This window comes from Candidatus Nanopelagicales bacterium (assembly GCA_037045355.1).
Lineage (GTDB): Bacteria > Actinomycetota > Actinomycetes > S36-B12.
The window spans coordinates 182100-207006 of sequence record JBAOHO010000009.1 but is presented as its reverse complement, the minus strand read 5'-3'; the positions used below and the strand labels follow the sequence as shown (position 1 = coordinate 207006).

The following is a 24907-nucleotide window of genomic DNA, read 5'->3' as shown; positions in this document are numbered from 1 at the left end:
CCCGCTCGGCGCACGACCGATGTTACAGTGTTACACATGACGTCTATCCGTCACATCGGCGCCGTTCCCGACGTGGGGACCACCGACGAGATCAATGACACCGATCCCCTCCTGAGGGCCGCCCGCGAGGTCATCATGACCCACGGTCCGCGGCGCGCGACCCTGACGGAGGTCGCCCGCCAGGCGGGTGTCAGCCGCATGACGGTGTACCGCCGGTTCGAGTCGTTCGACCGACTCATCTCCGCACTGCTCACCCTCGAACTGCGGCAGATCCTCACGTCGATCCCTCTTCCGAGGCCCGGGACCGGGCCTATCCACCGGCAGGCTGTCGACTTGATCGTCGCGGGAACGGACGCCATCGCAGATCATCCGCTCGTGCGTCGTGTGCTGGCCGTCGATCCTGAATACCTGACCCCGTTGATGGTCCAGCGGTTCGGGCAGACCCAAAGGACCTCAGTCGAACTGCTGACACCCCTGCTCGCCTCCGGGATGGCATCGCTGGGTGGCGACGGTTCCATCCGCGACACCCAGCCGGATGCGTTGGCGTTGGCGTCTGTCACGGCGGTGCAGTCATTCATCTTCGCCGCTCCGGCACTGGAGACGCGACCCGAGGGCGCAGCGGCGCGCGCCCAACTGCGGCCCCTGGTCGCCGGCCTCCTACGACCTGTCCCCCAGGAAGGAACCTCATGAACGACGTCACGTATCTCCCCCCATTGGACCCCGCTGGACTGCTGAGTGCGGGTCGGCGGGAACGCGATCTCGCCCACCTCGCGGCCGGCGCCCGCGTCGATGTACTGGTCATCGGCGGCGGCATCACCGGTGTCGGGGTCGCGCTGGACGCCGTGACCCGAGGCCTGTCGGTGGCACTGGTCGAACAGGACGATCTCGCCAACGGCACTTCGCGCTGGTCGAGCAAGCTGGTCCATGGCGGGCTGCGCTACCTGGCCAAGGGCGACCCTGGGGTTGCCTGGGAGAGCGCTGTCGAGAGGTCGATCCTGGCCGGCCGGGTCGCCCCGCACCTCGTGCATCCCCTGGCCCAAGTGGTTCCCGACTTCGACGACGACCGCCGGTCAGCGCCGCTGGCCCTGGTGGGTCAACGTGCCGGCGATGCCCTGCGTCTGGCCGCTCGCACTCCCACCGGACTGCTGCCGCGCGCGCGTCATGTCGACCCCGACATGACGGTCAAGCTGGTACCGGGTATTCGTCGAGAGGGCCTGCGCGGAGCGTCAGTCGGATGGGACTGCCAACTGGTCGATGATGCTCGCCTGGTCGTGTCCGTGGCGCGAACGGCTGCGGCTTACGGTGCCCGGATTCTCACCCGGGTGCAGGTCACCGCCGTGGACCCGCAACTCGGCGAGGTCGCGGCCCGCGACACGGTGACCGGGCAGAACGTCACCTTGCACGCCGACACCATCGTGAACGCCACCGGCGTGTGGGCCAGCGATCTGGACGACAGCATCACCTTGCACCCGAGCCTGGGCACCCACGTGGTCGTGCCGACAGCCCTCGTGGGGGCGGGCCACGGGTCACTCACCGTCCCCGTACCGGGAACGATCGGACGATTCGTCCTGTCCCTCCCCCATCTCGGCGGGATCAGCTACGTGGGCCTGACGGACCACGAGACCGATACCGACTCCTATTCGGCTCCCACCCCGCCGACAGAAGACATCGATTGGATCCTCGGGATCCTCTCGACCGCGCTGGAACGCCCCGTCACGCCCTCGGATGCGCTGGGAGCGTTCGCCGGCGTGCGCCCCCTCGTGCAAGCCGACGACACCGGCGACGAATCGTCGGCGGACATCTCACGCAAACATCTGGTGCGCAGGACCGACCGGATGATCACCGTGACGGGGGGCAAGCTGACCACATTCCGACGGATGGCCCAGGACGTCGTCAACCTGATCAGCGAAACCCCCTGCCGGACTCGCGACATCGCCCTGGTCGGGGCTGGTCCCCTCGTCCGACGTCAGGACATCCCCGAAGTCCTGTGGCGGCGCTACGGCAACGAGGCACCGCACGTGTGGGACCTGGGAGAGACCCGCCGCGAGTTGCGAGAACCGATCGTCGAGGGCAGCAGCCATTACGGCGTCGAAGCGGAGTTCGGCATCGCCGCCGAACTGGCACTGACCGTGGCAGACATCGTGGAGCGTCGCACCCGCATCGGTGTGGTCGACGAAGCGCGTATCCCGGCCGCAGTCCGCGTCGCAGGCCTCACTGACGGGCGACTGCCGACCTCCCTCGAACGGGGCGACGCCTTGATGGTCTGAGCAACCGGTTCCCTGACAGCACGTGTTCGCGGGCCATGCCTGAAGGGTCATGAGCCGGCAGTGAAACGGACGTGACCCAGGGGCGAGCGCGGGCTGAAGACCTTCTGACCCAGCGCCTTGTTGAGCCTCTTCGACTGGCCGGGAGCCAGTTGCAGTGCCGCATCCTCTCCCGCCCCGCGCTCCACCTCGAGTGCGACGTATTTCGTCTTGCCACGGGTGACCAGCCGCGCTGTCGCCCTCTCACGGGACAGGTCCACCGCCAGTCGGGTGAGATTCAGCCGCGCACCGCGATGGGTCAACTGCATCCCTCCCCGACTGCCGATGACGCTGGTCGTCGACAACGTCGCTGGGAGGCTGACAACTGATCCCCTGGCCCTGGCCGGCTTGATCGGTTCCATTCCGATTCGTGCTTGTCGCAGGGACTTGCGAACACCCGGAGGGATGGACCAGTAGGCGGTTCCCCGTTGCGGGTCGGTGATGAGGGGCAGAGTCGGCAGCGACATCCAGGACTCCACATCGTCGCGAAGGTCGCCCGGTGCCGTGGCCGCCACAGCGTGGCCGGAGTCGGGGTAGGCAGGGTAGTTGATGTGAGCGACAGTGCCGTCTTTGAAGGTGATGTCAACGCGTCCCGGAGTCCCGGAGTGATCGCCGAGCGCCACCGAGACTTGGTCGACCACATCGGTGTGCCGCGACAGCGCGACCGGCAGAGCTGGGGAGTACACCACCAGATCCCTGGCCGCGTTGGTGAGGAACGTCTTCACGTAGGCCAGGTTCGCCAAGAAGATGTCGCCGAAGATGGGGTCGTTGTCCGGAGACAGCGGCAGATGCTCGCGGACGTAGGAGTGCAGATTGATCGTCGACGCCAGGTACACGTCCTGGTTCCACGATAGGTAGTAAGCATCGGGCGATCTCAACGTGCCGAACTTCCCGACAAGCGTGTCCTTGTCTCTACTGGGCCACTGATCATGGCCGAATAGGGGCCAGCCCATCGTGTGGTAGGCGTACTTCCGGGCAGCCGGCTTGAGTTCGGGGATGGAGTCCGGGTCCACTCCTAGCATTGCGGTGAGAACCGGGATGCGGCGCATCGCCCTGTTGACGTAGTCGTCCTGGAGGTCGCTGTAGTTCTTCGGCTGGGCGTAGTCATACCTGTCGCGGTCCCAGGAGGGTACGTACTCCATGATCGTGCACACGTTCTTGTCGGTCTGGAAGGGCTTGTGTGTCCGGCAGAACCACTCGCTGCGGGTGTAGCCGCCGGCATCACCGGCATCTTCAGCGATCCAGTCGATGACGGTCGGGGGCTTTTCGTCCCAATACATTCTCCCCTGCACCGGGCTTTGGTAGGACGACAACTGCGGCTGGATCAAGACCTGCCGACTGAACTGCGCGGCCACTTCCGCAGGAGCGGGAGCCTCGGTCGTGCCGAAGTGTCGACGGACCGCATTGGCCAGATCCGGATCGCGGAAGAAGGCCGAGCCGCCATCGTCATATGAATCCGAGAACAGAAGCATGTTCAACATGAGCGACACTCGGACACCGCCGTAGCTCTCCGCGACAAACACGACAGGCGCGTCGCGGTACTGCGGGTGGCTGTCCAGGAACCCCAGCAGGACGCGGAGAACTTGATCGGCGTCGATGAAGGGATTGAAGTTGCCTCGATCCCAGTACTCATCCCACAACTCGACCATTGACGCGGTGTGCAACGTGCCTTGGAAGACCCGTTTCGAGATGTTGTACGAGAATCCCGTTTGGGGAGGATCGATGTACAGCAAGTTGCCCATCGCGGTCCAACTCGAGGGGTTCGCCTTGAACCCTGCGGGGTCGCTGTTCACGGCCTGCAGATTCAGCGTGTAGGGGGCCGTATTGTTTGCGAAAAGGTTCGCTGTCGTGGCCGCTCCGGGGCCACCGTTGAGCATGACGAACAGCGGCGCTGTGTCCGGGTTGGTGTCGGCCGGCTGGAAGGACGTGAAGATCCGAGCCTGCGTGGTCGTGAACGAGACGACCTTCTTGACCGTCTCTCCGTCACGGACGAGGAACTTGTAGTCGAAGGGATCCAGTGTCGTGAACCCAGCCTCAGCCCCCGGCCGAAGGTAGTCATCCGCTCGAGTCGGCGCCCCCACCAACATCCCGATCATCAGAACCACGGACACGACAATGGATCGCGACAAGACCCGCATGTTCTTGTCATCGGCGCGAACCGCCGAAATCTTGACCGCGAACGTGCCGCGCCTGGCAGGTGCCTTACGCCCCAGGGGGCGAGAACCGCGCCCCCGCCTCCCGCATCGCCGCCCGGGCCCGCCGCCGATCGCCGGCGTGCTCGTAGGCCAGGCCGAGTTCGAACCAGTGCTGCCAACTGTCGGGATCGGCCTCCACGGCGGAAAGCGACTCCTCGTAGGTCAAGCCTGCGGGGTCCACCCCCAACTCCTTCCATGCCCCGGCAACCTGTTGCATGCGGTACCCGAAGCGCATTTCGCGCCACAAGATCCAGGCACCGATCAGCGGGAACGCGAGGATGGTCAGGCCGAGGACCACCCCGACTGCCTCACCGGTGAGGATGAAGCGAACGGCCAACTGCCCGAGGAGAACCAGGTAGACGGCGACCGCAACAACCATGAGCCACGCAGTCAGGCGCGGATTCACCCGGTCGCCTCCAGAAGGGGGTCGATCCCGACGGTGAGTCCGGGCCGACTCGACACGCCGCGAACAGCCAACAGGACGCCGGGCATGAACGACCCTCGGTCGTAGGAGTCGTGTCGGATGGTCAGTGTCTCGCCCGCTGATCCCAGCAGGACCTCCTGGTGCGCCACCAAACCCCTGAGGCGCACCGCGTGCACCGGGATGCCCGCCACGCGTTCACCCCGGGCGGCGACTGATCCTGTCGTCGCGTCCGGGCTGGGCGGTAACCCCGCCGATTCGCGCTCGGCGGCGATCAGCACAGCGGTCTGCCGAGCGGTTCCCGAAGGAGCATCAACCTTGTCGGGATGATGCATCTCGACAACTTCGACGGATTCGAAATAGCGGGCGGCCTGGGCCTGCGAACTGCATCATCAGCACGGCGCCAATACCGAAGTTCGGTGCGACCAGGACTCCGCTGCGAGGTGGGGTTCCCAGCATGGCTCGAACCTGATCCAGCCGCTCGGGTGAGAAGCCCGAGGTGCCGACCACCGCGTCGATGCCGGCGTCGATGAGGAACTCGAGGTTGCCCATGACCGCATCCGGGACCGTGAAGTCGACCACGACGCGGGCTCGCTGCCGGGTCAGTTCACTCATCGGTTCACCGACGTCGAGCGCCGCCACCAACTCGAGGTCCGGGGCTTCGGTGACTGCCTGACAGACCATCGATCCCATCCGGCCGCGCGCGCCGAGGACTCCTACTCGTGTGGTTTCGCCCATCAGCGTGTTCCGTTCATCGGTCCGGACGCCGCCCCGTTCGTCGCCGCTTTCATGGCCACCCGGGTGAGCCTGTTGCGCGGCGCCCCGACCGCGCACACCTCGCGCGGTCGCGAGAACAACTCTTCACTCACGCGCGCGACATCATCCGGCGTGATGGCATCGATACGTTGCACCGCCTCATCGAGGCTGATCAACTCACCGGTGGCCACCTCGGCACGTCCGAGGGAAGCCATGCGCGCGGCACTGTCTTCGCCGGACAGGACCACGCTGCCGGACAGATGGCCTTTCGCGCGAGTGATCTCTTCGTCGGAGAGACCGTCGGACCGGACTCGGTCCAACTCGCCGGTGATGACGTCGAACACTTCGGCAGCGCGTTCCGGCTGACAGCCCGCGGCCACACTCCACACCCCGGCATCCGAGTAGGCGGAGTGGCCAGAGTAGATGGCGTACGCCAATCCCCGTTCCTCCCGAACGGACTGGAACAGCCGAGAGGACATCCCGCCGCCCACGATGGCATTGACCACGTCCAGGGTGCGGCGATCGGGGTGAGAGCGAGGCAGACCCGCGGCGGCTGCGGCGACGGTGCATTGCTCGCCGGGCCAGGACAGTTCGGTCACTCCCCCGGCTACGACAGATCGCCCGCCACCGCGGCGGCTCTTCAGGGGCGCAGGGGTCACCCCCCACGCCCAATCGAGATCGGCTGTCGCCGTACGCACGAGGCGGACGAGCTCCGTATGGTCGACGTTGCCGGCTGCGGTCACCGCGAGTGATTCGGGCCGGTAGTGACGCTGGAAGAAGGCGCGGATGGTGCGCGGCGACATCGTGCCGATGGATTCCCGGCTGCCCAAGATGGGCAAACCAAGCCGAGATCCGGTCAGGACCCGCGCTTCAATGGCCTCTCCGGCGCGATCGCCCGGATCGTCGTCGTGCATCGCGATCTCCTCGAGCACGACGGACCGCTCTGCTTCGATGTCGCCGACCCGCAACGAGGGCCGGCTGGTGATATCGAGCATGACGTCGACAGCCACACGCAAATCAGCGCCCAAGACCTTCGCGTAGAAGCAGGTGTACTCCTTGCTGGTGAAGGCGTTCATCTGCCCACCAACCGCGTCCACCTCCGCGGCGACGTCGAGCGCCGTGCGGGTGTCCGTCCCCTTGAACAGCAGATGCTCGAGGAAATGAGCAGCGCCGGCGCTGCGGGGCGTCTCATCACGGGAGCCGACGCCCGCCCAGATCCCCAGAGTGACGGAGTGCGCGCCGGGCACGCTCTCGGAGACCACACGCAGGCCCGTGGGCAGCACAGTGCGCCGCACCACGGACCCGTCGGCCTCCCGCAACAACTGCCGGGTGGTACCCGCCGGCTGCTCGCAGGCAGGGAAGAAACCCGCCACGTCAGCCCTCGCTCGGCTCCGCACCGTCGCTGTCTTCGAGGACTGGGATCAAGGACAGCTTGCCGCGTTGATCGACCTCTTTGATCTCCACTTGGACCTTCTGTCCCACGCTCAGGACGTCCTCGACAGCGTTGATCCGCTGGCCCCCGACCAGTTTGCGCACCTCAGAGATGTGCAGCAGCCCATCCTTGCCCGGCATCAGCGAGACGAACGCCCCGAAGTTCGTGGTCTTCACCACGGTCCCCAGATAGCGCTCCCCCGGTTCGGGCATTGCCGGATTGGCGATCGCATTGATCTGGCGACGTGCCTCCTCCGCGGCCGACCCTTCGGCCGCACCGACATAGATCGTGCCGTCGTCCTCGATCGTGATGTCTGCGCCGGTCTCCTCCTGGATCTGATTGATGATCTTGCCCTTCGGTCCGATCACCTCGCCGATCTTGTCCACGGGGATCTGGATCGTGATGATCCGTGGCGCGTGCTCCGACATCTCGTCCGGGGCATCGATGGCCTCCGCCATGACATCGAGGATCGTCATGCGGGCATCCTTGGCCTGGCTCAGCGCCCCGGCAAGCACGCTCGCGGGAATACCGTCGAGCTTGGTGTCCAACTGCAGGGCGGTGACGAACTCCCGAGTGCCGGCGACTTTGAAGTCCATGTCGCCATAGGCATCCTCAGCGCCCAGGATGTCGGTGAGCGCGACGTACTCGGTGTCACCGTCGACCGTGTCGGAGATCAAGCCCATGGCGATACCCGCCACCGGAGCTTTGAGCGGTACGCCCGCGTCGAGCAACGACAGGGTCGAGGCACACACCGACCCCATGGAGGTGGATCCGTTGGAGCCCAGAGCCTCGGACACCTGACGGATCGCGTAGGGGAACTCCTCGCGGGTCGGCAGGACCGGGATCAAAGCCCGCTCCGCGAGCGCGCCGTGTCCGATCTCGCGTCGTTTCGGTGACCCCACCCGACCGGTCTCACCGGTGGAGTAGGGCGGGAAGTTGTAGTTGTGCATGTAGCGCTTGCGCGTCACCGGGTTCAGCGTGTCCAACTGCTGCTCCATGCGCAGCATGTTCAGTGTGGTCACGCCCATGATCTGGGTCTCCCCACGCTCGAACAGGGCACTGCCGTGGGCCCGCGGCACAACTTCGATCTCGGCACTCAGCTGCCGGATGTCCGTGAGTCCGCGACCGTCGATACGAACCTTGTCCCGCAGGACCCGTTGGCGCACGACCTTCTTGGTCACGGCGCGCAGGGCGGCCTTGATCTCGGCGTCCCGCTCGGGGAACTGATCGGCGAGACTGTCACGAACCTCGGCCGACACCCGATCCAGTTCGTCGTTGCGCTCGGTCTTGTCTGCGATCGTCATCGCCTCCGCGAGCGGACCCGCGGCCGCGGCATCCACGGCAGCCAAAACATCGTCGTGATAGTCGGGGAAGGTCGGGAACTCCACAGTCTCCTTGGCAGCCCGGCCGGCCAACTCGTTCTGCGCATCACAAAGCGCACGGATAAACGGTTTCGCGGCCTCGAGGCCCTGCGCGACCACTTCTTCGGTCGGGGCAACACCGCCACCGCCGATCAGCTCAACCGTGGCGTCGGTGGCCTCGGCCTCGACCATCATGATCGCGACGTCGTCGCCGACGACGCGACCCGCGACCACCATGTCGAACGTGGCCTCGTCGAGTTGACCGTGCGTCGGGAACGCGACCCACTGGCCCTTGATGAGCGCCACGCGCACCCCACCGATGGGGCCGCTGAACGGCAATCCGGACAGCATGGTCGCCATGGAGGCGCCATTGATGGCCACGACGTCGTAGGGAACACCCGGGTGCAGGGACAGGACCGTGATGACGACCTGCACCTCGTTGCGCAGACCCTTGACGAACGAGGGCCGCAGTGGCCGGTCGATCAGTCGGCACGTCAGGATGGCGTCCTCGCTCGGCCGGCCCTCCCGTCGGAAGAACGATCCCGGGATCTTGCCGATGGAGTACATGCGCTCCTCGACATCAACGGTGAGTGGGAAGAAGTCGAAATGCTCCTTGGGGTGCTTCCCGGCTGTGGTGGTGGCCAGCAGCATGCTGTCGTCGTCGAAGTAGACGACAGCGGCGCCGCCGGCTTGACGAGCCATGCGCCCGGTCTCGAACGTGATGGTGTGGGTGCCGAACTCGCCATTGTCGATGACGGCCTGGGCGGTTTGGATTGTGGAACCCTCCACGGGTCCTCCTGTTCTGTCGAACACGCGAGCCCGCCTGGGTCGGCCTTCGATCGAGGATGCCGGGTCTGACCCGGAATCCACCACCGAGGACCGACAGCGAAATCTTGTCGCGGGCCAGCGTGGTTGATGGGTTTTCTGTTGTGGGTTTCGTCAGCGGCGGATGCCGAGCCGTTCGATCAGGGAGCGATACCGTGCGATGTCCCGGTCGGACAGGTAGTTGAGCAGTCGGCGACGCTGACCCACGAGCAGCAGCAGACCACGACGGCTGTGGTGGTCGTGCTTGTGCTCCTTCAAGTGCTCGGTCAGATCCGAGATCCGGCGCGTCAACAGCGCGACCTGAACCTCTGGACTACCCGTGTCACCGGGATGAGTGGCGTAATCGTCGATGATGCTTTGCTTCACAGCGGCATCCAGTGCCATGCGTTACCTCCGGGCGCAGTCCACCATCGCGGTGGAGTAGATGGACACGAGTCAGCGGGCGCCCGCCCGATGACCGTCAGGGGTAAGCGTAGCCGACACCGAGCAGGGGGACCAACGGCGGCGTTACATCCAACCAGGCATAGCGGAACAACTAGGCTCCAGTCGGCAATGGATGCGGCAGCCGCAAGTGGATGGAAGGGACGGAGGTGACGACGATGGCGCGGATACGGACGGGCGCGTCTGCGATCTACCAGTTGGGACCTGGGGGGATCCGGCATGGCTAGTCGACACACCGATCGCGGCTTCGACCGGCTCGTCAACTTCAGCGATGCGGTGATGGCGGTGGCCATCACCTTGCTGATCCTGCCGCTGACCGAACTGGCGGGCGAGGTGAAGGCCTCGGAATCCGCATGGACGTGGTTGGGCGCCAACCAGGAAGTGTGGACGGCCTTCCTGATTTCCTTCATCGTGCTGTCCAACTACTGGCTGGTCCACCACAGGATGTTCGAAGCCATCGGCGATTACGACAACGTCCTCGCCTGGATCAACTTCGGCTGGCTGCTGTCGATCATCACTTTGCCCTTCACGACGGAGTTGGTGACCAACCACGGGTTCGGCCAGGGATCCGGAATGGTGTACATGATCAATCTCGCCGCGATCGGTGGATTCCTCGCGCTGATCGGGTGGTGGGTGTCCGCGCATCCATCGCTGCAGGCGCCGGACTTCGATCCGAACACCCAGCGGATCCGGAAATCCGTTGTGTATGTGGCCTATTTCCTCGGGGTCGGGGTGCTGTCGTTGTTCGCGCCCTCGATCGCCTCATGGGTCTTGCTCGGTATGATCCCTCTCGGTTACCTGCTCAGCAGGGGCGACACCGACGACTGATCGCCGGTCACGCCAGCAAACGCCGCGCCGCCGCGACATCGGCTGCCATGGCGGACACCAACTCGGCCTGTGATGAGAACGTGTGCATCCCACGCAGCCGCGCAACGAAATCGACCGCCAGCTCGCGGCCGTAGAGGTCCCATTCGCCCGGTTCCATCAGATGAGCCTCGACGCGCGGCTCGGTGCCACCGAACGTTGTATTGGCTCCCACCGACACGGCTGCGGGAACGCGCCGCTCGTCTGGCGTATACGGGTCGACGACAGCGAAGCCAGCGTAGACACCGTCGAGCGGCACGCAGGTTCCCGGTTCCACCTCGAGATTGGCCGTCGGATAACCCAGTGTCCTGCCCCGCTTGTCGCCGACGACGACGGGACCTTCCACCCGATGTTCACGAGCCAGCCCTAGTGCGGCGCCGGCAACGTCGCCAGCGGTCACCAGTGCCCGGATCCGGGTGGACGACCACGTCTCCGATTCGTCGGCATCCAGCGGCACGGACACGACGTCGAAACCCGCCGTCGTACCGATGGCCGCGAGGAGATCCAGGTCTCCTGCGGCCCGGTGGCCGAAACGGAAGTTCTCCCCCGCCACCACAACGGCCGCCTGAAGCTCGCGCACGAGGTAGCGAGCGGCGAAGTCCGGCGCCTCGAGGGCGGACAGTTGCCGGTCGAAAGTCAGCAGCCGAACCTTGTCGACACCGGCGCCGGCCAGCAGGCGAATTCGGTGACGAAGTGTCGCCAGTCGCAAGGGTGCGAGTTCGGGTCGCACGACCGACAGAGGATGCGGATCGAAAGTGACGACGGTGAGCGGCAGATCCGCACGATCGGCCGCGGCGCGGGCACGGGCGATCAGGTAGCGATGACCGCGGTGGACGCCGTCGAACACCCCCAGCGTGACGACTGTCGGATCTTCCTGGTGGTCTGCGGGAGGGCCCGTGATCACTGCGATGTCAGAGTCGGTCATGGTCCGTCCAGAGTGGCAGACGACACGACGTATCGGTGCCGCCACCGCCCATCCGAGCAGTCCGACACCGCCAGCAGATCCCCGGACTTCGACAGCAGGGCCACTGGGCCGCGGACATCGCTGCCACAGGGGATCCGGGTGCCATGTCGAACCGCTGCGCACTCGTCGTCGGCCAGCACTTCGCTGGGCAGCACTTGCTCGGCCACCATTCCCAGGGGCAAGACCGCAGAGGTGGAGTCGACGTGGTCCACGGCGGTGGCGTCGGCCACCGAGAAGGGCCCGACAGCAGTGCGACGCAACGCCACCAGATGCCCGCCGGTGCCCAGGACCGTGCCGAGATCACGGGCGATGGCCCGCACGTACGTCCCGCTGGACACCGTCAAAATCACGTCCAGGTCGAGAACTGCCACGGCGGCAACTTTTCGAGGTGTGGCTGCCAACAGTTGGAGGTCGTGCACAGTGACCGGACGTTCGGGCAGATCGACCGACTCCCCGGAGCGCACCCGGCGATGAGCCCGGCGGCCCCCGACCTTGATCGCCGAGACCGACGACGGGCGCTGCATGAGTGGACCGGTGAACTCGGCCAGGGCGGCTGCGATCGGTGTCGTTGGATCGCATCCCGGCGCGCGAAGGATGTCTCCGCTCGCGTCGTCGGTGACCGTCGAGATTCCCAGGCGGATCGTGGCCGCGTAGGTCTTGTCCAAACCGACCAGGAACCTCAGTAGCCGAGTGCCCGCTCCGATACCGAGGACCAACAGGCCACTGGCATCGGGGTCGAGAGTTCCGGCGTGACCCACTCGCCGTTCGTGCAGTTGCCCACGGATCCGGGCCACCACCTGATGACTGGACAGGCCGGTCGGCTTGTCGACCAGCAGGACCCCGTTCACTCCTGGTCCGACTCCCGGCGGTAGGGATCCGGATCACCGGCGGGTCGAGCGCCTGCCGCTTGCTGTTGGACTGCGGCGTCCGACTCTGCCGCTTGTTTGAGCAGATCGTCGATATGCGCCGCCGTGGTCGGCAAGGCGTCCGGTACAAACGTCAGAGACGGCGCGAACCGCACCCCTGTGATCCGACCGACCTCGGTGCGCAGGTGTCCTTTGGCCGATTCCAGCGCCGCAGCAGTCGCCTCCCGATCGACCTCCTCACCGAGCACGGTGTAGAAGATCGTGGCCTCGCGCATGTCGTTCGTGAGGCGGACATCGGTGACCGTGACGAAGCCCAGCCGCGGGTCCTTGATGCGTCGCTCGAGCAACTCAGCGACGATCTGTTTGATCCGGTCGGCCAATCGCCGTACGCGCGCCTGATGATCAGGCATGGGACTCTCCTTCTCTGCTTCCGGCGGCCCGCTCCGAGGTGGCTGACCACCGCCCAGGCGGCGGCCCGCTCCCAGGCGATGGCCCACTACCGAGCGGTGGTCAGCCTCGTGATGATCAGGCGCGTTCCGTCTCGCGCTCCTCGAACGTCTCGATCACGTCACCGACCTTGATGTCGTTGAACGCGCCCAAGCCGATACCGCATTCGAAGCCCTCCCGGACCTCGGTCGCGTCGTCCTTGAACCGCCGCAGCGACGCGACCGTGAGGGTGTCCGACACGAGGATGCCGTCGCGCAACAACTTGGCCCGTGCATTGCGGCGGATCTCCCCGTCGCGCACGAGACATCCGGCGATGTTGCCGAACTTGCTGGAGCGGAACACCTCGCGCACCTCGGCCGACCCGGTACGAACGGTCTCGTAGACCGGCTTCAGCAGGCCCTTGAGCGCCGCCTCGACCTCGTCGATCGCCGAGTAGATGACGGAGTAGAACCGCACATCGACACCCTCGCGCTCGGCGAGGTCACGGACGCGCTCGGCATAACCGACGTTGAAGGCGATGATGATCGCATCGTCCACGGTCGCCAAGTTGACGTCGTTCTGCGTGATGGCGCCCACTCCACGATGGATGATGCGCAGCGAGACCTCGTCGCCCACCTCGATCTTGAGCAGAGCGTCCTCCAACGCCTCGACCGAGCCGGACACGTCGCCCTTGAGAATGAGCTTGAGCTCTTGCACCTCGCCCTTCTCGACCTGCGAGAGGAACTCCTCGAGCGTGCGCCGGGGTCGAGACTTCGCCAACTGCGCGTTGCGTTCCCGAGCCTGACGGGTGGCTGCGATCTGCCGAGCCACACGGTCTTCGGGCACCACCAGGAAAGTGTCACCCGCACCGGGGACGGACGTGAGTCCCAGGACCTGGACGGGGCGGGACGGCCCGGCTTCGTCGACCGGCTCGCCCTTCTCGTCCAGCATCGCGCGCACGCGACCGTGCGCGTCACCGGCAACGATCGACTCGCCCGGTCGCAGGGTTCCGCGCTGCACGAGGACCGTGGCAACCGCGCCCCGACCTTTGTCCAGATGGGCCTCGATCGCCACACCCTGTGCATCCTGATCGGGGTTGGCCTGCAGATCCAGTGCTGCATCGGCAGTCAGCACGACCGCCTCGAGCAGTTCCTGGATCCCGGTGCGAGCCTTGGCGGAGACATCGACGAACATCACATCACCGCCGAACTCCTCGGCGACCAGTCCGTACTCGGTCAGTTGAGTGCGGACCTTGGTGGGGTCGGCGCCCTCTTTGTCGACCTTGTTGACCGCCACCACGATCGGAACTTCGGCCGACTGCGCGTGGTTCAGAGCCTCGATGGTCTGCGGCTTGACTCCGTCGTCGGCTGCCACCACCAGGATGGCGATGTCGGTGACCTTCGCCCCGCGGGCGCGCATGGCAGTGAATGCCTCGTGACCAGGGGTATCGATGAAGGTGATGGCGCGATCCTCACCGCCGATGTCGGTGTGAACCTGATAGGCGCCGATGTGCTGCGTGATGCCACCGGCCTCACCGCCGACGACATCCTCGGATCGGATCGCGTCCAGCAGTTTGGTCTTGCCGTGGTCGACGTGACCCATGACGGTGACCACAGGCGGACGGGCACGAAGATCGGCAGCGATGCCCTCGTCTTCGCCGAACTCCAGATCGAACCGCTCCAACAGTTCGCGGTCCTCGTCCTCCGGAGACACGATCTCGACGCTGTAGTCGAGCTCCTCGCCCAGCAGTTTCAAGGTGTCGTCGTCCACGCTCTGGGTCGCATTGACCATCTCACCGAGCTTGAACATGACCGTCACGAGATCTGCGGGGCTCGCGTCGATGCGTTCTGCGAAGTCGGTCAGTGACGAACCGCGCGCCAGCCGGACTGTCTGCCCATCGCCGCGCTGGATACGGACGCCACCGATGGTCGGCGCTTCCATGTTGTCGAACTCTTGACGCTTCGCGCGTTTGGACTTGCGAGCCCGAGCTGGCTTGCCCCCGGGGCGACCCCGACCGCCGGGGCCACCCGGACGGCCGCCTGGACCTCCGAAGGGAGGCGGACCACCTGGACCACCGCGACCCGGAGCTCCGAATCCTCCGGGACCACGACTGCCGCCGGGGCCTGAAGGACCGCGGCTCGGCCCGCCGAAACCACCGGGACCGCGACCGGGACCACCGGGACCGCGGCTCGGCCCCCCGAAACCACCGGGACCGCGACCGGGACCACCAGGACCGCGACCGGGACCACCAGGGCCGCGCCGCATCTGGTCGGGTGTCGGGCGGCCCATCGGGCGTGGAGGCATCGAACCGGGCGTGGGCCGAGGGGCACCTGCGACTCCACCCGGACCACGATTGCCGGTGAAGGGATTGTTGCCGGCGCCCGCACGAGGAGTGCGGGTCGGTGCGTTACCGGCGAAGGGATTGTTGCCGGGGCGGGGACCTGTCGGACGCGGTGGAGCGGCCTGGGCCGCCGGCTGCGCCGGTTCGTCCCGCGGCGCTTCGGGGGTCGGCTGCGCCGCGGGCGGGGCAACCGATTCCTTCGGTGTCGGGGCGGGACTTGGAGTAGGGGTGGGCGCGGGAGCGGGGCGCGCAGGCGCCGCCCGGCGCACGCTGGACCCCGAGGACGTACGCCGGGGGGCGGACGTGGTGGGAGCGGCATTGCCGCCGAGGGCCTCACGCAACTTGCGCGCGACCGGGGCTTCCACGGTCGAGGAGGCTGACTTGGCGAACTCGCCAATCTCGTTCAGCTTCTCCAGGACCTGCTTGCTTTCGAGTCCGAACTCCTTGGCGAGTTCGTAGACCCGGACCTTCGACACGGTTCTCCTGTCTGGCCCGGGTTGTCGTCCGAGCCGTCAGTGGTAGGGGTTCTTACTCATGACTGGGAAGTCATCGGGCGCTCATCTCAATCTCCCGATCCTCGGACGGTCATCTCTTCTTGCTGCACGACCGCTGCCACAGCGGACACTGACAGGGGTCCGTCCACTCGCAGCGCGCGCGGGAAAGCCCGGCGGCGTTCTGCGAGATGGAGACACTCGGCGCGGAGGTGCAGGTATGCACCCCGCCCCGCCTGTCGCACCCGGCTATCGGGAACCAATGCGGTTCCCGCAGCCACGACGCGCAGTAGGTCGGATTGGTCATCACGTTGTCGACATCCCACACAGGTGCGTTCAACCACGGATCGGACCATCGTTCCAGTCGCCCAGTATAGCGGTCAGTCCGCGGCCTGCGTACCAGCCTCAGTCGCGGCGTCCGAGCGGATGTCGATGCGCCACCCCGTCATGCGGGCAGCCAGGCGCGCGTTCTGACCTTCCCGTCCGATGGCCAAGGACAGTTGATAATCGGGCACGATCACTCGCGCCGCCCGAGCCTCGGCACTGACGATCTCGACGGCGGTCACCTTCGCGGGCGAGAGTGCGTTGCCGATGAACGTGGCCGGATCGTCGCTGAAGTCGATGATGTCGATCTTCTCGCCGGACAGCTCCGCCATGACCTGCCGAACCCGCTGGCCCATGGGGCCGATGCAGGCACCTTTGGCGTTGACCGAGGGGTTGTTGCTCTGCACGGCGATCTTGGAGCGGTGTCCCGCCTCGCGGGACATCGCAGCGATGGTGACCACGCCGTCGGCGATCTCCGGTACCTCAAGAGCGAACAGTCGCCGGACCAGATCCGGGTGGGTCCGCGAGACGGTGACCTGAGGCCCACGCATACCTCGGCGTACGGACACGATGATTACCTTCAAACGTCGGCCATGGGCATAGTCCTCGCCCGGCACCTGCTCCGAGACCGGGAGTACCGCTTCGACCTTGCCGAGGTCCACCATGACGAGCTCCGGGTCACGGCCCTGCTGGACCGTTCCACTGACCAGGTCGCCCTCCCGCGCGGAGAACTCCTCGAACGTCCGATCGGAGTTCGCTTCCCGCAGGCGCTGAGTGAGTACCTGGCGAGCCGTCGCCGCCGCCACCCGCCCGAAACCTTCAGGGGTGTCGTCGAACTCGCCGCCCGGATTCCCCTCGTCGTCGACCTGTTCGGCGTAGACGGTCACATGCCCCGTGGCGCGGTCCAAGGTGACCCGCGCACGCGCAGCGGCTCCCGGTTGGTGGTGATACGCGCTCAGCAGGGCTTCTTCGATGCTGGTCACCACGAGGTCCAACGAGAGCGAGCGCTCCCGCACGAGCGATTTCAAAGCCGCCATGTCGATGTCCACCGCTTCATCCCTCCGATCGATTCAGTTCCACCTGGACCACCGCCCGCCCGACCGACGAGTAGTCGATGTGCCGCTCACCCTCGCCCCCGACGACTGTGGCGCCGACTTCGTCGGCAGCCGAGATTCGGGCAACGAACGGTTCGGAGTCATCGACAGGGACAACCCGGACCAGTCGTCCGATGTTGCGGCGCCAGTGGCGGGGCAGGGTCAGTGGGCGGGCAACGCCGGGGCTCCCCACCTCGAGGACGTAGGACCGTTCGCCCATGATGTCCGACTCGTCGAGCAACGACGACACTGTCCGGGTCGCGGCTGCGACTTCGTCGAGGGAGATCCCGGCGTCGGTGTCCACGCTGACGCGGACGAGGCGGCGGCGGCCGGCGGTACGCACCTCGACATCCTCGAGATCGATCCCCGCCGAGGCCAGGGGCCCGGCAACGACCGCCCGGATTCGATCGCCCAGATTGTCCGCCATTCGCGCTCCTTGCACCACACGCGGGCGTGGCCGTTGTTCAGTTGGTGACTGACCAGACTTAGGGTAGCGACATACCCAACGGCCCGGAGCACTCCATGACACCAGCTTCTGACCCGATGACTCGGCGCGCCATCCTCGCGTCCGCGCTTGGTGGTTCCGCGTTGCTGGTCGCGGGTTGCTCGTCGGCCTCGATCCCTGTGCTGTCCAACCCCGATCCCGACGACGAGGTTCGCGGGTCGGTGCTGGTCGACGAACTGGCTCTCATCGCCGCGTACGACGAGGTCATCACTGCCAACCCCTCCCTGGCGGGCCAACTGCGGCCCCTTCGCGATCAACACCGCGATCATGTGGCGGCAATCGGCGACGACCTCGACATGCCCACGCCGAGTTCCACCCCCTCGCGGGCATCGGTTCCCCGAAGTGATGCGCTGCGTAGCCTGCGCCGATTGGAGTCCGCCGCGACCCGGCAGCGTATCGATGCCTCGGTGGCAGCCGCAGAACCCGAGTTGGCGCAACTCCTGGCCCGAATCGGGGCGGCGGAGTCGGGGCATGTCGCCTACCTGTCGGGGGATCTCGCATGAGCACCGATGGCTCGCGCACAGAAGCATGGAAGAGCATTGCGTTGGGCGAACAGGCCGCCGTCTATGCGTACGGCGTGCTTACCGCACAATTCCCCGACGGCCCTGAGCGATCCCGGGCCATCGACCTGGGTGTGACCCATGCCCGCGACCGCGATCGGGCCCGGGCCGCCCTGGCTGAACAGTCCGTCGAACCCGATTCCCCGGCGGCGTTCGAGATCCCCTTCCCCATGACCGGGCCGGCGTCGGCTCGGCGCCTCGCCGCCGTTGTCGAATCCCGCCTGGTCGACGTCTACTGCGCTGCTGTCGGGCAACTCGAGGGCAAGGAGCGGCGCCGGGCGGCGGCCTCTGCCGCCGCGTGCTCGGCCCGATCGGTCCGGTGGGGCGCGCGGCCCACGGCGTTCCCCGGTGAAGCCGAGGTCGAACTCGTCGCTTCGGCGACTCCGGACCCCACCGGCAGCGCCGCCAGTGGCAGCGTCAGCCCGGACGACGGCGCCAGCGTGGGGTGATCAACGCGGTACCAGGCGAGCGACGGCCTCACCCACCGGCACTGTGCTGCGGTCCCCGGAGCGCCGGTCCTTCAACTCGACGCGACCCTCGGCCAATGCCTTGCCGACGATCATGATCGTGGGGATCCCGAGCAGGTCGGCGTCGTTGAACTTCACGCCGGCGGAGATGCCGGTGCGATCGTCGAGGAGCACTCGCACACCGGCGATCTCGGCTTCGCGAGCGAGTTCCTCGGCTGCCGCCATCGTCTCGTCGCCTTTGCCGGCGACCACGATGTGCACATCCGCCGGTGCCACCTCCCGGGGCCAGCACAGACCACGCTCGTCGTACGTCTGTTCGGCAATCGCCGCCACGGCGCGCGAGACACCGATGCCGTAACTGCCCATGGTGACCGTGACGAGTTGGCCGGATTCGTCGAGGACCTTCAGGTCCAGCGCCTCCGCGTACTTCCGACCCAGCTGGAAGATGTGACCGATCTCGATGCCGCGGGCGATGCTCAAGCACCCGCCACAACGGGGACAGGGATCTCCGTCGAGGACCTCGGCAGCTTCGATCGTGCCGTCGGGGGTGAAGTCGCGGCCGGCCACCAGCCCGAAGACGTGGCGTCCCGACTCGTTGGCGCCCGTGATCCAACTGGTCCCGGTCACGACGCGTGGGTCAACGAGATACCGGATCCCACTGGGACTGTCGCCCCCCAAAACCTGGGGTCCGATGTAACCGCGCACGAGGGTGGGATGGGCAGCGAAATCGGACTCTTCGAACGGACGCACTTCCGCCGGAGCGACGACAGCCTCGAGCCGCTTCAGGTCGACGTCGCGGTCGCCCGGCAACCCGATGACCAAGGGCTCGGAACGACCGTCGGGCCACGTCAGTTGCAGAACGACGTTCTTCAGCGTGTCACCGGCCAGCCACGCACGATCGGGATGACGCAGGTCTGGACGGGCGTTGGCCAAGTCGACCAATGACGCGATGGTCTCGGTGTCAGGGGTGTCCCCCACCAGCGGTTCCGGCGCGTCCGCGAAGGTGATGGCAGCGGGGATCGCCGTTGCCACGGCCTCGGTGTTGGCGGCGTAGTCGCAGGTCGTGCAGCGCACGAACGAGTCCTCGCCGGAATCGCACGGAGCCAGAAACTCCTCGCTCGCAGAGCCACCCATGGCACCCGACATCGCGCTCACGATGACGTAGTCCAGACCCAGCCGCTCGAATGTGCGGATATAGGCGTCTCGGTGGGCGTCATAACTGGCCTGCAGACCGTCGTCGTCGATATCGAACGAGTACGAGTCCTTCATGACGAACTCGCGCCCCCGCAGGATCCCGGCCCGCGGGCGGGCTTCGTCGCGGTACTTGGTCTGGATCTGATAGATGGACAAGGGAAGGTCCTTGTAAGAGGAGAACTCCTGCTTGACCATCAGGGTGAACATCTCCTCGTGCGTCGGCCCCAAGAGGTAGTCACCACCTTTGCGGTCGTGAAGGCGGAACAAGGTGTCGCCGTACTCGGTCCAACGACCGGTCTCCTCGTAAGGTTCGCGCGGCAGGAGGGCCGGGAAGTGGACCTCTTGGAACCCGGCGGCGTCCATCTCTTCGCGCACGATGCGTTCGACATTGCGGTAGATGAGATAGCCGAGGGGAAGCCACGCGAACACTCCGGGGGCGACGCGACGCACGCAGCCTGCTCGGACGAGCAGTCGGTGGCTGGGAACCTCGGCGTCAGCGGGGTCCTCTCGCAGCGTGCGCAGCAGGAGTTTCGACATGCGCAGCACTGAGCTACCTCCGTCCGTGGGCGTGGTTGGCAGAATACCGGCCCGGTCCAACCGGGCTCAGTTGCAGGGCAGCATGGCCAGTCGAGTGATGCCCGCCCGGTCGCCGTCGTTCATCTCGGTCGTGGCTCCGGCGGTGTCGTACATCAGCTGACCGGGATCGGGGACATGGCTCAGCCCCAGGGCATGGCCGGCCTCGTGCGGGTACGGCGTCGGCACTCGGCGAGGATCGGCCTGCGAGTCCAGGGCATCCATGACGATCATTGCCTTGGTCACTCGGCTCTGACCAGGTCCGGAACTCCATTCGATCGGTCCCAATCCGGCGAAGCCCAAGGTCTCGGTCAGGCCGGGATGGCGATAACCCTGCCACTGGGGCTCGTCGATCTCCGGAGGAACCCCGTAGCTGATGGCGATCTCCCCGTCCGGAACCAGTTCCGGATCGATGGGGTACGTCTGGGTCCGGGCGTCGACGAGCGGGTAATCGGCCTCACCGCGGTACTCGAACTGGTATCGGCCCCCGCTCGCGGCTGTCCACTGGGCGAACGCTGACCGCCAGCGCTCGATCTCCTTGTCCCGGTCTGATCCGGCCCGGACCGCACCGGTGAAGTCGATGCGATAGCCGATGACGGTGCCGCCGCACCAGTGACCCGGGTCCGCGTCGATACCGGTGGGGGCGGGGGCGCTGAACCGGTAGCCCTTGCCGACGCCGTTGGACTCGGGTGGGCGCGCGTACTGCTCTGCGAAACCCACAGCATCGTCGGCCGCCTGCCGCAGCGCGGTCTCTTCGTCCACCGCCGCATCGAAGGAATAGACCTGACCTTTGAGTTCCTCGAAGTTGACCATGCCGTAGGCGCCTGCGGCAGCGACAGCCAGGGTGACGATCACGGCTATGACGTTTCCCAAGGCTCGACCCGCGCGCGTCCGGGTACCGCGCCTGCCGCCAGTTCCGCCCATTAGGATTTCCCGCGCCCCTCGCCTGGTCCTCGTCAGTTCCCCGACAGCCCCTCCGTGTCCCACGACAGGATGCCATGCCATCGAATCGGTCAGAACAGCACCGTCGCGAACCTCTCCACCGTGCGGAATCCAGCCGCTTCATAGGCCCGAACCGCACCGACGTTGAAGGAGTTCACGTACAGCGACACCATGGGGCTGATCTGCCGCGCGAGTTCCACGACGGCGGCCATACCGCGGCCGGCCAGCCCGTGGCGCCGCAGTTCCGGACGCACCCAGACTCCTTGGATCTGGCAGGCACGCCGGGACAACGCTCCGACTTCGGCTTTGAACATCGGACCGACGTCGTCGAAGCGCGCGTAGGAACGACCCTGTCGGATCAGTTCGGCGACCCGACGACGGTAGGCGTACTCCATGCCGCCGGCGATCGGCGAGACCCCCACCTCCTCGGTGAACATGGCGACGCACGCCGGGAATAGCAGGTCCAGATCGGTCGGCTCGCTGACTCTGACCTCGTCATCCGCGGGGACCCGGGGGGTGGCGGTGGCGACCATCATCAACTGATCGTCGCGCACTTCCCGGGCGGGCCCCCAGTGAGGGGCCAACCGTTCCCACAGTGCCAGGACCTCATCGGCAGCGCCGACGATGGACGATGACCGGCGGCCCTGCCGGATCGCGTGGGCGGCGAAGGCGCTGCGTGTCGTGTCGTCGGTGGCGATGGGGACGAGGTTGGCTCCCACCAGCAGGGCGGACCTCGGGTGCCCGGGGGGACCGACGCCCCAGAAGGGGCCGCCTGGGGCCCCGACACGGAGCCCTCCGGACTCCAGCCTCGATTCCGCGAAACAGTGCCGGACCGGGTCGCTGCGCATCAGGTCGCGCAGGCCGAGCTCGTCGGCGGGGCCCAGGACGCGCACCGAGTCCGATGGCGTACCCGCCCGATCCACGGTGACGCTACTGGTCACGGCGCGACGCCGACCTCCGGCGCGCCCGTCGCGTCCATCCCCTCGGCAAGTCGCATGGCCTCCTCGATGAGGGTCTCGACGATCATTGCCTCTGGCACCGTCTTGATGACCTCGCCTTTGACGAAGATCTGACCTTTCCCGTTACCGCTGGCCACACCGAGGTCGGCTTCCCGGGCCTCGCCGGGACCATTGACAACGCAGCCCATGACTGCAACACGCAGCGGGACCTCGAGTCCCTGAAGTCCGGCCGTGACCTGCTCGGCCAACGTGTACACGTCGACTTGCGCCCGGCCACAGGAAGGGCACGAGACGATCTCGAGGCCCCTCTCGCGCAGGTTGAGCGATTCGAGGATGCCGCGGCCGACCTTCACTTCCTCGACCGGTGGCGCGGACAGCGAGACCCTGATGGTGTCACCGATCCCTTGGCTGAGCAGGGCCCCGAAGGCGACAGCGGACTTGATGGTTCCCTGCTGGGCAGGGCCCGCTTCGGTGACCCCGAGATGCAAGGGGTAGTCGCACTGTTCGGCCAACAGCCGGTACGCCTGAACCATGACGACCGGGTCGTGGTGTTTGACCGAGATCTTGATGTCACGGAAGCCGTGTTCTTCGAACAGTGAGCACTCCCACAAGGCCGACTCGACAAGAGCCTCGGGGGTGGCCCGGCCGTACTTGGTCAGCAGACGAGGGTCCAGCGAGCCGGCATTGACACCAATCCGGATCGGGGTGCCCGCATCGCCGGCCACCTTGGCGATCTGGGCGACCTGGTCGTCGAACTTCTTGATGTTGCCGGGATTGACCCGAACTCCCGCACACCCGGCATCGATGGCCGCGTAGACGTATCGGGGTTGGAAGTGGATGTCCGCGATGACCGGGATGTTCGACTTCTTGGCAATGGTGGGCAACGCCTCCGCGTCATCGGCGCTCGGGACCGCGACGCGGACAACCTGGCAACCGGCGGCGGTGAGTTCGGCGATCTGCTGCAGTGTGGAGTTGACGTCGGCAGTGACGGTAGTCGTCATGGACTGCACCGAGATCGGCGCGTCACCGCCGACGGCGACGGGGTGACTCGGATGCCGGAGCAGGATCTGGCGGCTCTTGCGGCGTGGGGCGAGAGTAGCGACGGTTGGCGTACCCAGCGGGATGGTCACGGATTGTCCTCCGGTCTGTCCGTCCCAGTATCACCGCGGCTGCATCGGATGCGCCAACCCGACGCGCATCAGCCTCCAAGCGTGATCGGCTTGACCAGGTCCGCCCAGATGACCACGGCACCGACAGTGATCAACAGGATCGCCACCGAGTACGTCACCGGCAACAGCCGCGCCGTGTCCACCGGACCGGGATCGGGCCGGTGGCGCCACGCTGCCCATTTCCGGCGCGCCGCCTCGTACAGCGCTGCTGCCACGTGTCCCCCGTCGAGCGGCAGGACGGGCAGCAAGTTGAACAAGAACAAGAACAGATTCAGCGAGGCCGCGAGACCCAGGAACGAACCGACCTTGGCGTCGATGGGTTCGTCCATGGCCGCTATCTCGCCGCCGAGCCGCGTCACCCCGACCACGCTCACGGGGCTCTCGGGACTGCGTTCCCCGTTGGTGGCCAGAGTCACACTGAGCTCGTACAGGCGCTGCGGCATGGTGAACAGAGCCGCCACCGACTGGCTGGTGATGTCCCACATGTACCCGGGTACCGCACTCACGGGTAGCCCCACGTAGTCGACCTCGGGTCGCACTCCCAGGAAGGTTCGTTCCACGGTTTCGCCGGTGACCTTGCCCTGGTCGTCGTACACCGGCAACTGCGCTGACTCCAGGGGGACCGTCCGCGTCAGTTCGACACCGTCGCGCACCACCACGATGTCGGTGGCACCGGTGACGCCCGCGAGCGACGCACTGATGTCCTCCCACGCTGCGATGGGTTGGCCATTGATCGCTCGTACCTCGTCACCGGGTAGCAGTCCCGCCTGAGTGGCAGAGGTCGGCGAACTGCCCTGACAGGATCCGTCAGCAGCCGGCGCGCCGTCGGGGTTGGTCACTGTGGGAACGCACGGGACCACAGCGGCCAACTTCGATGTCGGCTGCGGCAACCCGATACCCACGAGCAGGATTCCGAACAGGATCACGGCGAGGAGGAGATTCATGAAGGGGCCGGCCATCATCACGACGATCCGCTGCCGCACCGGCAACCGGTAGAACATGCGGTTCTCGTCGCCGGGTTCGACCTCGGAGAGCGACTGCCGCCGGGCCTCTTCGATCAACTGACCGAACCTGCCCCCCGGCTCGGCGCGATCGGCCCGCCCGGTGGGTACATGCCGATGATCCGGCAGTATCCCCCCACCGGGATGGCCTTCACGCCGTAACGGGTCTCACCCTTGGTGCGGGCGAACAGGGCGGGACCGAAACCGATCATGAACTCGGTGACCTTGGCGCCGTAGTGCTTGGCAGTGGCGAAGTGACCGAACTCGTGCAGTCCGATGGACAAGAAGATCAAGAAGATGAAGATGACGATTCCCGCGATGTTCGCGAGGACATCCGCCATGACTCTCTCCTCCCATTCGACCGAAGGGTCTCACTCGACCGAAGGGTCTCACTCGACCGAAGGGTCTCACTCGACCGAAGGGTCTCACTCGA

Annotated in this window: 25 protein-coding genes and 1 pseudogene; 5 read left to right on the top strand and 21 right to left on the bottom strand. The window is 66.4% G+C overall.

From position 1 onward, the window contains the following. Positions 1-36 precede the first annotated feature (36 nt). Entirely contained in the window at positions 37-690 is a 654-nt protein-coding gene (locus V9E98_03625; protein ID MEI2716078.1) for a TetR/AcrR family transcriptional regulator, read from the top strand. Further along, positions 687-2267: a glycerol-3-phosphate dehydrogenase/oxidase gene (locus V9E98_03620; protein ID MEI2716077.1), complete on the top strand. Its 1581-nt coding sequence runs from the start codon at positions 687-689 to the stop codon at positions 2265-2267. Before V9E98_03625 ends, V9E98_03620 begins: the two co-directional genes overlap by 4 nt. A gap of 47 nt (positions 2268-2314) precedes the next feature. On the opposite strand, the gene V9E98_03615 is transcribed toward V9E98_03620, so the two are convergent. The 7 genes from V9E98_03615 to rpsO form a co-directional block, all read right to left on the bottom strand. Further along, entirely contained in the window at positions 2315-4432 is a 2118-nt protein-coding gene (locus tag V9E98_03615) for a hypothetical protein (GenBank protein MEI2716076.1), read from the bottom strand. 73 nt (positions 4433-4505) lie between these two features. Then, positions 4506-4904 (bottom strand): hypothetical protein, encoded by a 399-nt coding sequence (locus tag V9E98_03610; GenBank protein ID MEI2716075.1) that lies wholly within the window; start codon positions 4902-4904, stop codon positions 4506-4508. Continuing rightward, the gene (locus V9E98_03605; GenBank protein MEI2716074.1) at positions 4901-5254 is read right to left on the bottom strand and encodes a dihydrodipicolinate reductase C-terminal domain-containing protein; all 354 of its coding nucleotides are present in this window, start codon (positions 5252-5254) and stop codon (positions 4901-4903) included. Before V9E98_03605 ends, V9E98_03610 begins: the two co-directional genes overlap by 4 nt. Further along, a complete protein-coding gene (locus tag V9E98_03600; protein ID MEI2716073.1) occupies positions 5232-5657 on the bottom strand; it encodes a hypothetical protein in 426 nt (141 codons plus the stop codon). The genes V9E98_03605 and V9E98_03600 overlap by 23 nt, the downstream gene beginning before the upstream one ends. Next, complete coding sequence (locus tag V9E98_03595; GenBank protein ID MEI2716072.1) at positions 5657-7048, bottom strand: pitrilysin family protein; 1392 nt, start codon at positions 7046-7048, stop codon at positions 5657-5659. Before V9E98_03595 ends, V9E98_03600 begins: the two co-directional genes overlap by 1 nt. Position 7049: 1 nt before the next feature. Next, a complete protein-coding gene (locus V9E98_03590; protein ID MEI2716071.1) occupies positions 7050-9257 on the bottom strand; it encodes a polyribonucleotide nucleotidyltransferase in 2208 nt (735 codons plus the stop codon). 150 nt (positions 9258-9407) lie between these two features. Then, positions 9408-9677 (bottom strand): 30S ribosomal protein S15, encoded by a 270-nt coding sequence (gene rpsO / locus V9E98_03585; GenBank protein ID MEI2716070.1) that lies wholly within the window; start codon positions 9675-9677, stop codon positions 9408-9410. Positions 9678-9953: 276 nt separating this feature from the next. Here rpsO and V9E98_03580 point away from each other — a divergent pair, with 276 nt between their 5' ends. Next, positions 9954-10562 carry a TMEM175 family protein gene (locus tag V9E98_03580; protein MEI2716069.1) on the top strand — a complete coding sequence of 203 codons (609 nt, stop codon included), beginning with the start codon at positions 9954-9956 and terminating at the stop codon, positions 10560-10562. A gap of 7 nt (positions 10563-10569) precedes the next feature. Here the strand turns inward: V9E98_03580 and V9E98_03575 are convergent, their stop codons facing one another. The 8 genes and pseudogenes from V9E98_03575 to rimP all read right to left on the bottom strand — a co-directional run bounded on the left by V9E98_03575 (position 10570) and on the right by rimP (position 17531). Next, positions 10570-11523, bottom strand: a complete 954-nt coding sequence (locus tag V9E98_03575; GenBank protein MEI2716068.1) for a bifunctional riboflavin kinase/FAD synthetase — start codon at positions 11521-11523, stop codon at positions 10570-10572. After that, positions 11520-12410 carry a tRNA pseudouridine(55) synthase TruB gene (gene truB / locus V9E98_03570; protein ID MEI2716067.1) on the bottom strand — a complete coding sequence of 297 codons (891 nt, stop codon included), beginning with the start codon at positions 12408-12410 and terminating at the stop codon, positions 11520-11522. Before truB ends, V9E98_03575 begins: the two co-directional genes overlap by 4 nt. Next, positions 12407-12838 (bottom strand): 30S ribosome-binding factor RbfA, encoded by a 432-nt coding sequence (gene rbfA, locus V9E98_03565; GenBank protein ID MEI2716066.1) that lies wholly within the window; start codon positions 12836-12838, stop codon positions 12407-12409. The genes truB and rbfA overlap by 4 nt, the downstream gene beginning before the upstream one ends. 115 nt (positions 12839-12953) lie before the next feature. Further along, the gene (infB, locus tag V9E98_03560) at positions 12954-14795 is read right to left on the bottom strand and encodes a translation initiation factor IF-2 (protein ID MEI2716065.1); all 1842 of its coding nucleotides are present in this window, start codon (positions 14793-14795) and stop codon (positions 12954-12956) included. A gap of 735 nt (positions 14796-15530) precedes the next feature. Next, positions 15531-15671: pseudogene (locus V9E98_03555) on the bottom strand (translation initiation factor IF-2 N-terminal domain-containing protein). 86 nt (positions 15672-15757) lie between these two features. Then, positions 15758-16042, bottom strand: a complete 285-nt coding sequence (locus V9E98_03550) for a YlxR family protein (protein ID MEI2716064.1) — start codon at positions 16040-16042, stop codon at positions 15758-15760. A 24-nt stretch (positions 16043-16066) separates the two neighbouring features. After that, positions 16067-17059, bottom strand: a complete 993-nt coding sequence (gene nusA, locus V9E98_03545) for a transcription termination factor NusA (protein ID MEI2716063.1) — start codon at positions 17057-17059, stop codon at positions 16067-16069. Positions 17060-17063: 4 nt separating this feature from the next. After that, entirely contained in the window at positions 17064-17531 is a 468-nt protein-coding gene (gene rimP / locus V9E98_03540; GenBank protein ID MEI2716062.1) for a ribosome maturation factor RimP, read from the bottom strand. Positions 17532-17626: 95 nt separating this feature from the next. On the opposite strand from rimP, the gene V9E98_03535 reads away from it, so the two are divergent. Together V9E98_03535 and V9E98_03530 are read left to right on the top strand one after the other, a co-directional pair. After that, entirely contained in the window at positions 17627-18112 is a 486-nt protein-coding gene (locus tag V9E98_03535; protein ID MEI2716061.1) for a hypothetical protein, read from the top strand. After that, positions 18109-18618: a DUF4439 domain-containing protein gene (locus V9E98_03530; protein MEI2716060.1), complete on the top strand. Its 510-nt coding sequence runs from the start codon at positions 18109-18111 to the stop codon at positions 18616-18618. Before V9E98_03535 ends, V9E98_03530 begins: the two co-directional genes overlap by 4 nt. Here V9E98_03530 and V9E98_03525 read toward each other — a convergent pair whose 3' ends face one another. From V9E98_03525 to V9E98_03500, 6 genes are all read right to left on the bottom strand, one after another. Beyond that, positions 18619-20367 (bottom strand): proline--tRNA ligase, encoded by a 1749-nt coding sequence (locus V9E98_03525; GenBank protein ID MEI2716059.1) that lies wholly within the window; start codon positions 20365-20367, stop codon positions 18619-18621. Positions 20368-20433: 66 nt separating this feature from the next. Then, a complete protein-coding gene (locus V9E98_03520) occupies positions 20434-21258 on the bottom strand; it encodes a matrixin family metalloprotease (protein ID MEI2716058.1) in 825 nt (274 codons plus the stop codon). A gap of 158 nt (positions 21259-21416) precedes the next feature. Then, positions 21417-22286: a GNAT family N-acetyltransferase gene (locus tag V9E98_03515; protein ID MEI2716057.1), complete on the bottom strand. Its 870-nt coding sequence runs from the start codon at positions 22284-22286 to the stop codon at positions 21417-21419. Then, a complete protein-coding gene (ispG, locus tag V9E98_03510) occupies positions 22283-23434 on the bottom strand; it encodes a flavodoxin-dependent (E)-4-hydroxy-3-methylbut-2-enyl-diphosphate synthase (protein ID MEI2716056.1) in 1152 nt (383 codons plus the stop codon). The genes V9E98_03515 and ispG overlap by 4 nt, the downstream gene beginning before the upstream one ends. A gap of 68 nt (positions 23435-23502) precedes the next feature. Continuing rightward, positions 23503-24534, bottom strand: coding sequence for a site-2 protease family protein (locus V9E98_03505; protein MEI2716055.1), 1032 nt, complete (start codon positions 24532-24534; stop codon positions 23503-23505). Further along, positions 24531-24815: a site-2 protease family protein gene (locus V9E98_03500; protein MEI2716054.1), complete on the bottom strand. Its 285-nt coding sequence runs from the start codon at positions 24813-24815 to the stop codon at positions 24531-24533. Before V9E98_03500 ends, V9E98_03505 begins: the two co-directional genes overlap by 4 nt. Positions 24816-24907 lie beyond the last annotated feature (92 nt).

Excerpts from the sequence above, each read along its gene's own strand:
- V9E98_03625 (MEI2716078.1), top strand. The coding sequence starts at position 37 with ATGACGTCTATCCGTCACATCGGCGCCGTTCCCGACGTGGGGACCACC.
- V9E98_03620 (MEI2716077.1), top strand. The coding sequence starts at position 687 with ATGAACGACGTCACGTATCTCCCCCCATTGGACCCCGCTGGACTGCTG.
- V9E98_03605 (MEI2716074.1), bottom strand. The coding sequence starts at position 5,254 with ATGCATCATCCCGACAAGGTTGATGCTCCTTCGGGAACCGCTCGGCAG.
- V9E98_03600 (MEI2716073.1), bottom strand. The coding sequence starts at position 5,657 with ATGGGCGAAACCACACGAGTAGGAGTCCTCGGCGCGCGCGGCCGGATG.
- rpsO (MEI2716070.1), bottom strand. The coding sequence starts at position 9,677 with ATGGCACTGGATGCCGCTGTGAAGCAAAGCATCATCGACGATTACGCC.
- V9E98_03580 (MEI2716069.1), top strand. The coding sequence starts at position 9,954 with ATGGCTAGTCGACACACCGATCGCGGCTTCGACCGGCTCGTCAACTTC.
- V9E98_03575 (MEI2716068.1), bottom strand. The coding sequence starts at position 11,523 with ATGACCGACTCTGACATCGCAGTGATCACGGGCCCTCCCGCAGACCAC.
- rbfA (MEI2716066.1), bottom strand. The coding sequence starts at position 12,838 with ATGCCTGATCATCAGGCGCGCGTACGGCGATTGGCCGACCGGATCAAA.
- infB (MEI2716065.1), bottom strand. The coding sequence starts at position 14,795 with ATGGAAGCGCCGACCATCGGTGGCGTCCGTATCCAGCGCGGCGATGGG.
- V9E98_03550 (MEI2716064.1), bottom strand. The coding sequence starts at position 16,042 with ATGGTCCGATCCGTGGTTGAACGCACCTGTGTGGGATGTCGACAACGT.
- rimP (MEI2716062.1), bottom strand. The coding sequence starts at position 17,531 with ATGGCGGACAATCTGGGCGATCGAATCCGGGCGGTCGTTGCCGGGCCC.
- V9E98_03535 (MEI2716061.1), top strand. The coding sequence starts at position 17,627 with ATGACACCAGCTTCTGACCCGATGACTCGGCGCGCCATCCTCGCGTCC.
- V9E98_03530 (MEI2716060.1), top strand. The coding sequence starts at position 18,109 with ATGAGCACCGATGGCTCGCGCACAGAAGCATGGAAGAGCATTGCGTTG.
- V9E98_03525 (MEI2716059.1), bottom strand. The coding sequence starts at position 20,367 with ATGTCGAAACTCCTGCTGCGCACGCTGCGAGAGGACCCCGCTGACGCC.
- V9E98_03500 (MEI2716054.1), bottom strand. The coding sequence starts at position 24,815 with ATGGCGGATGTCCTCGCGAACATCGCGGGAATCGTCATCTTCATCTTC.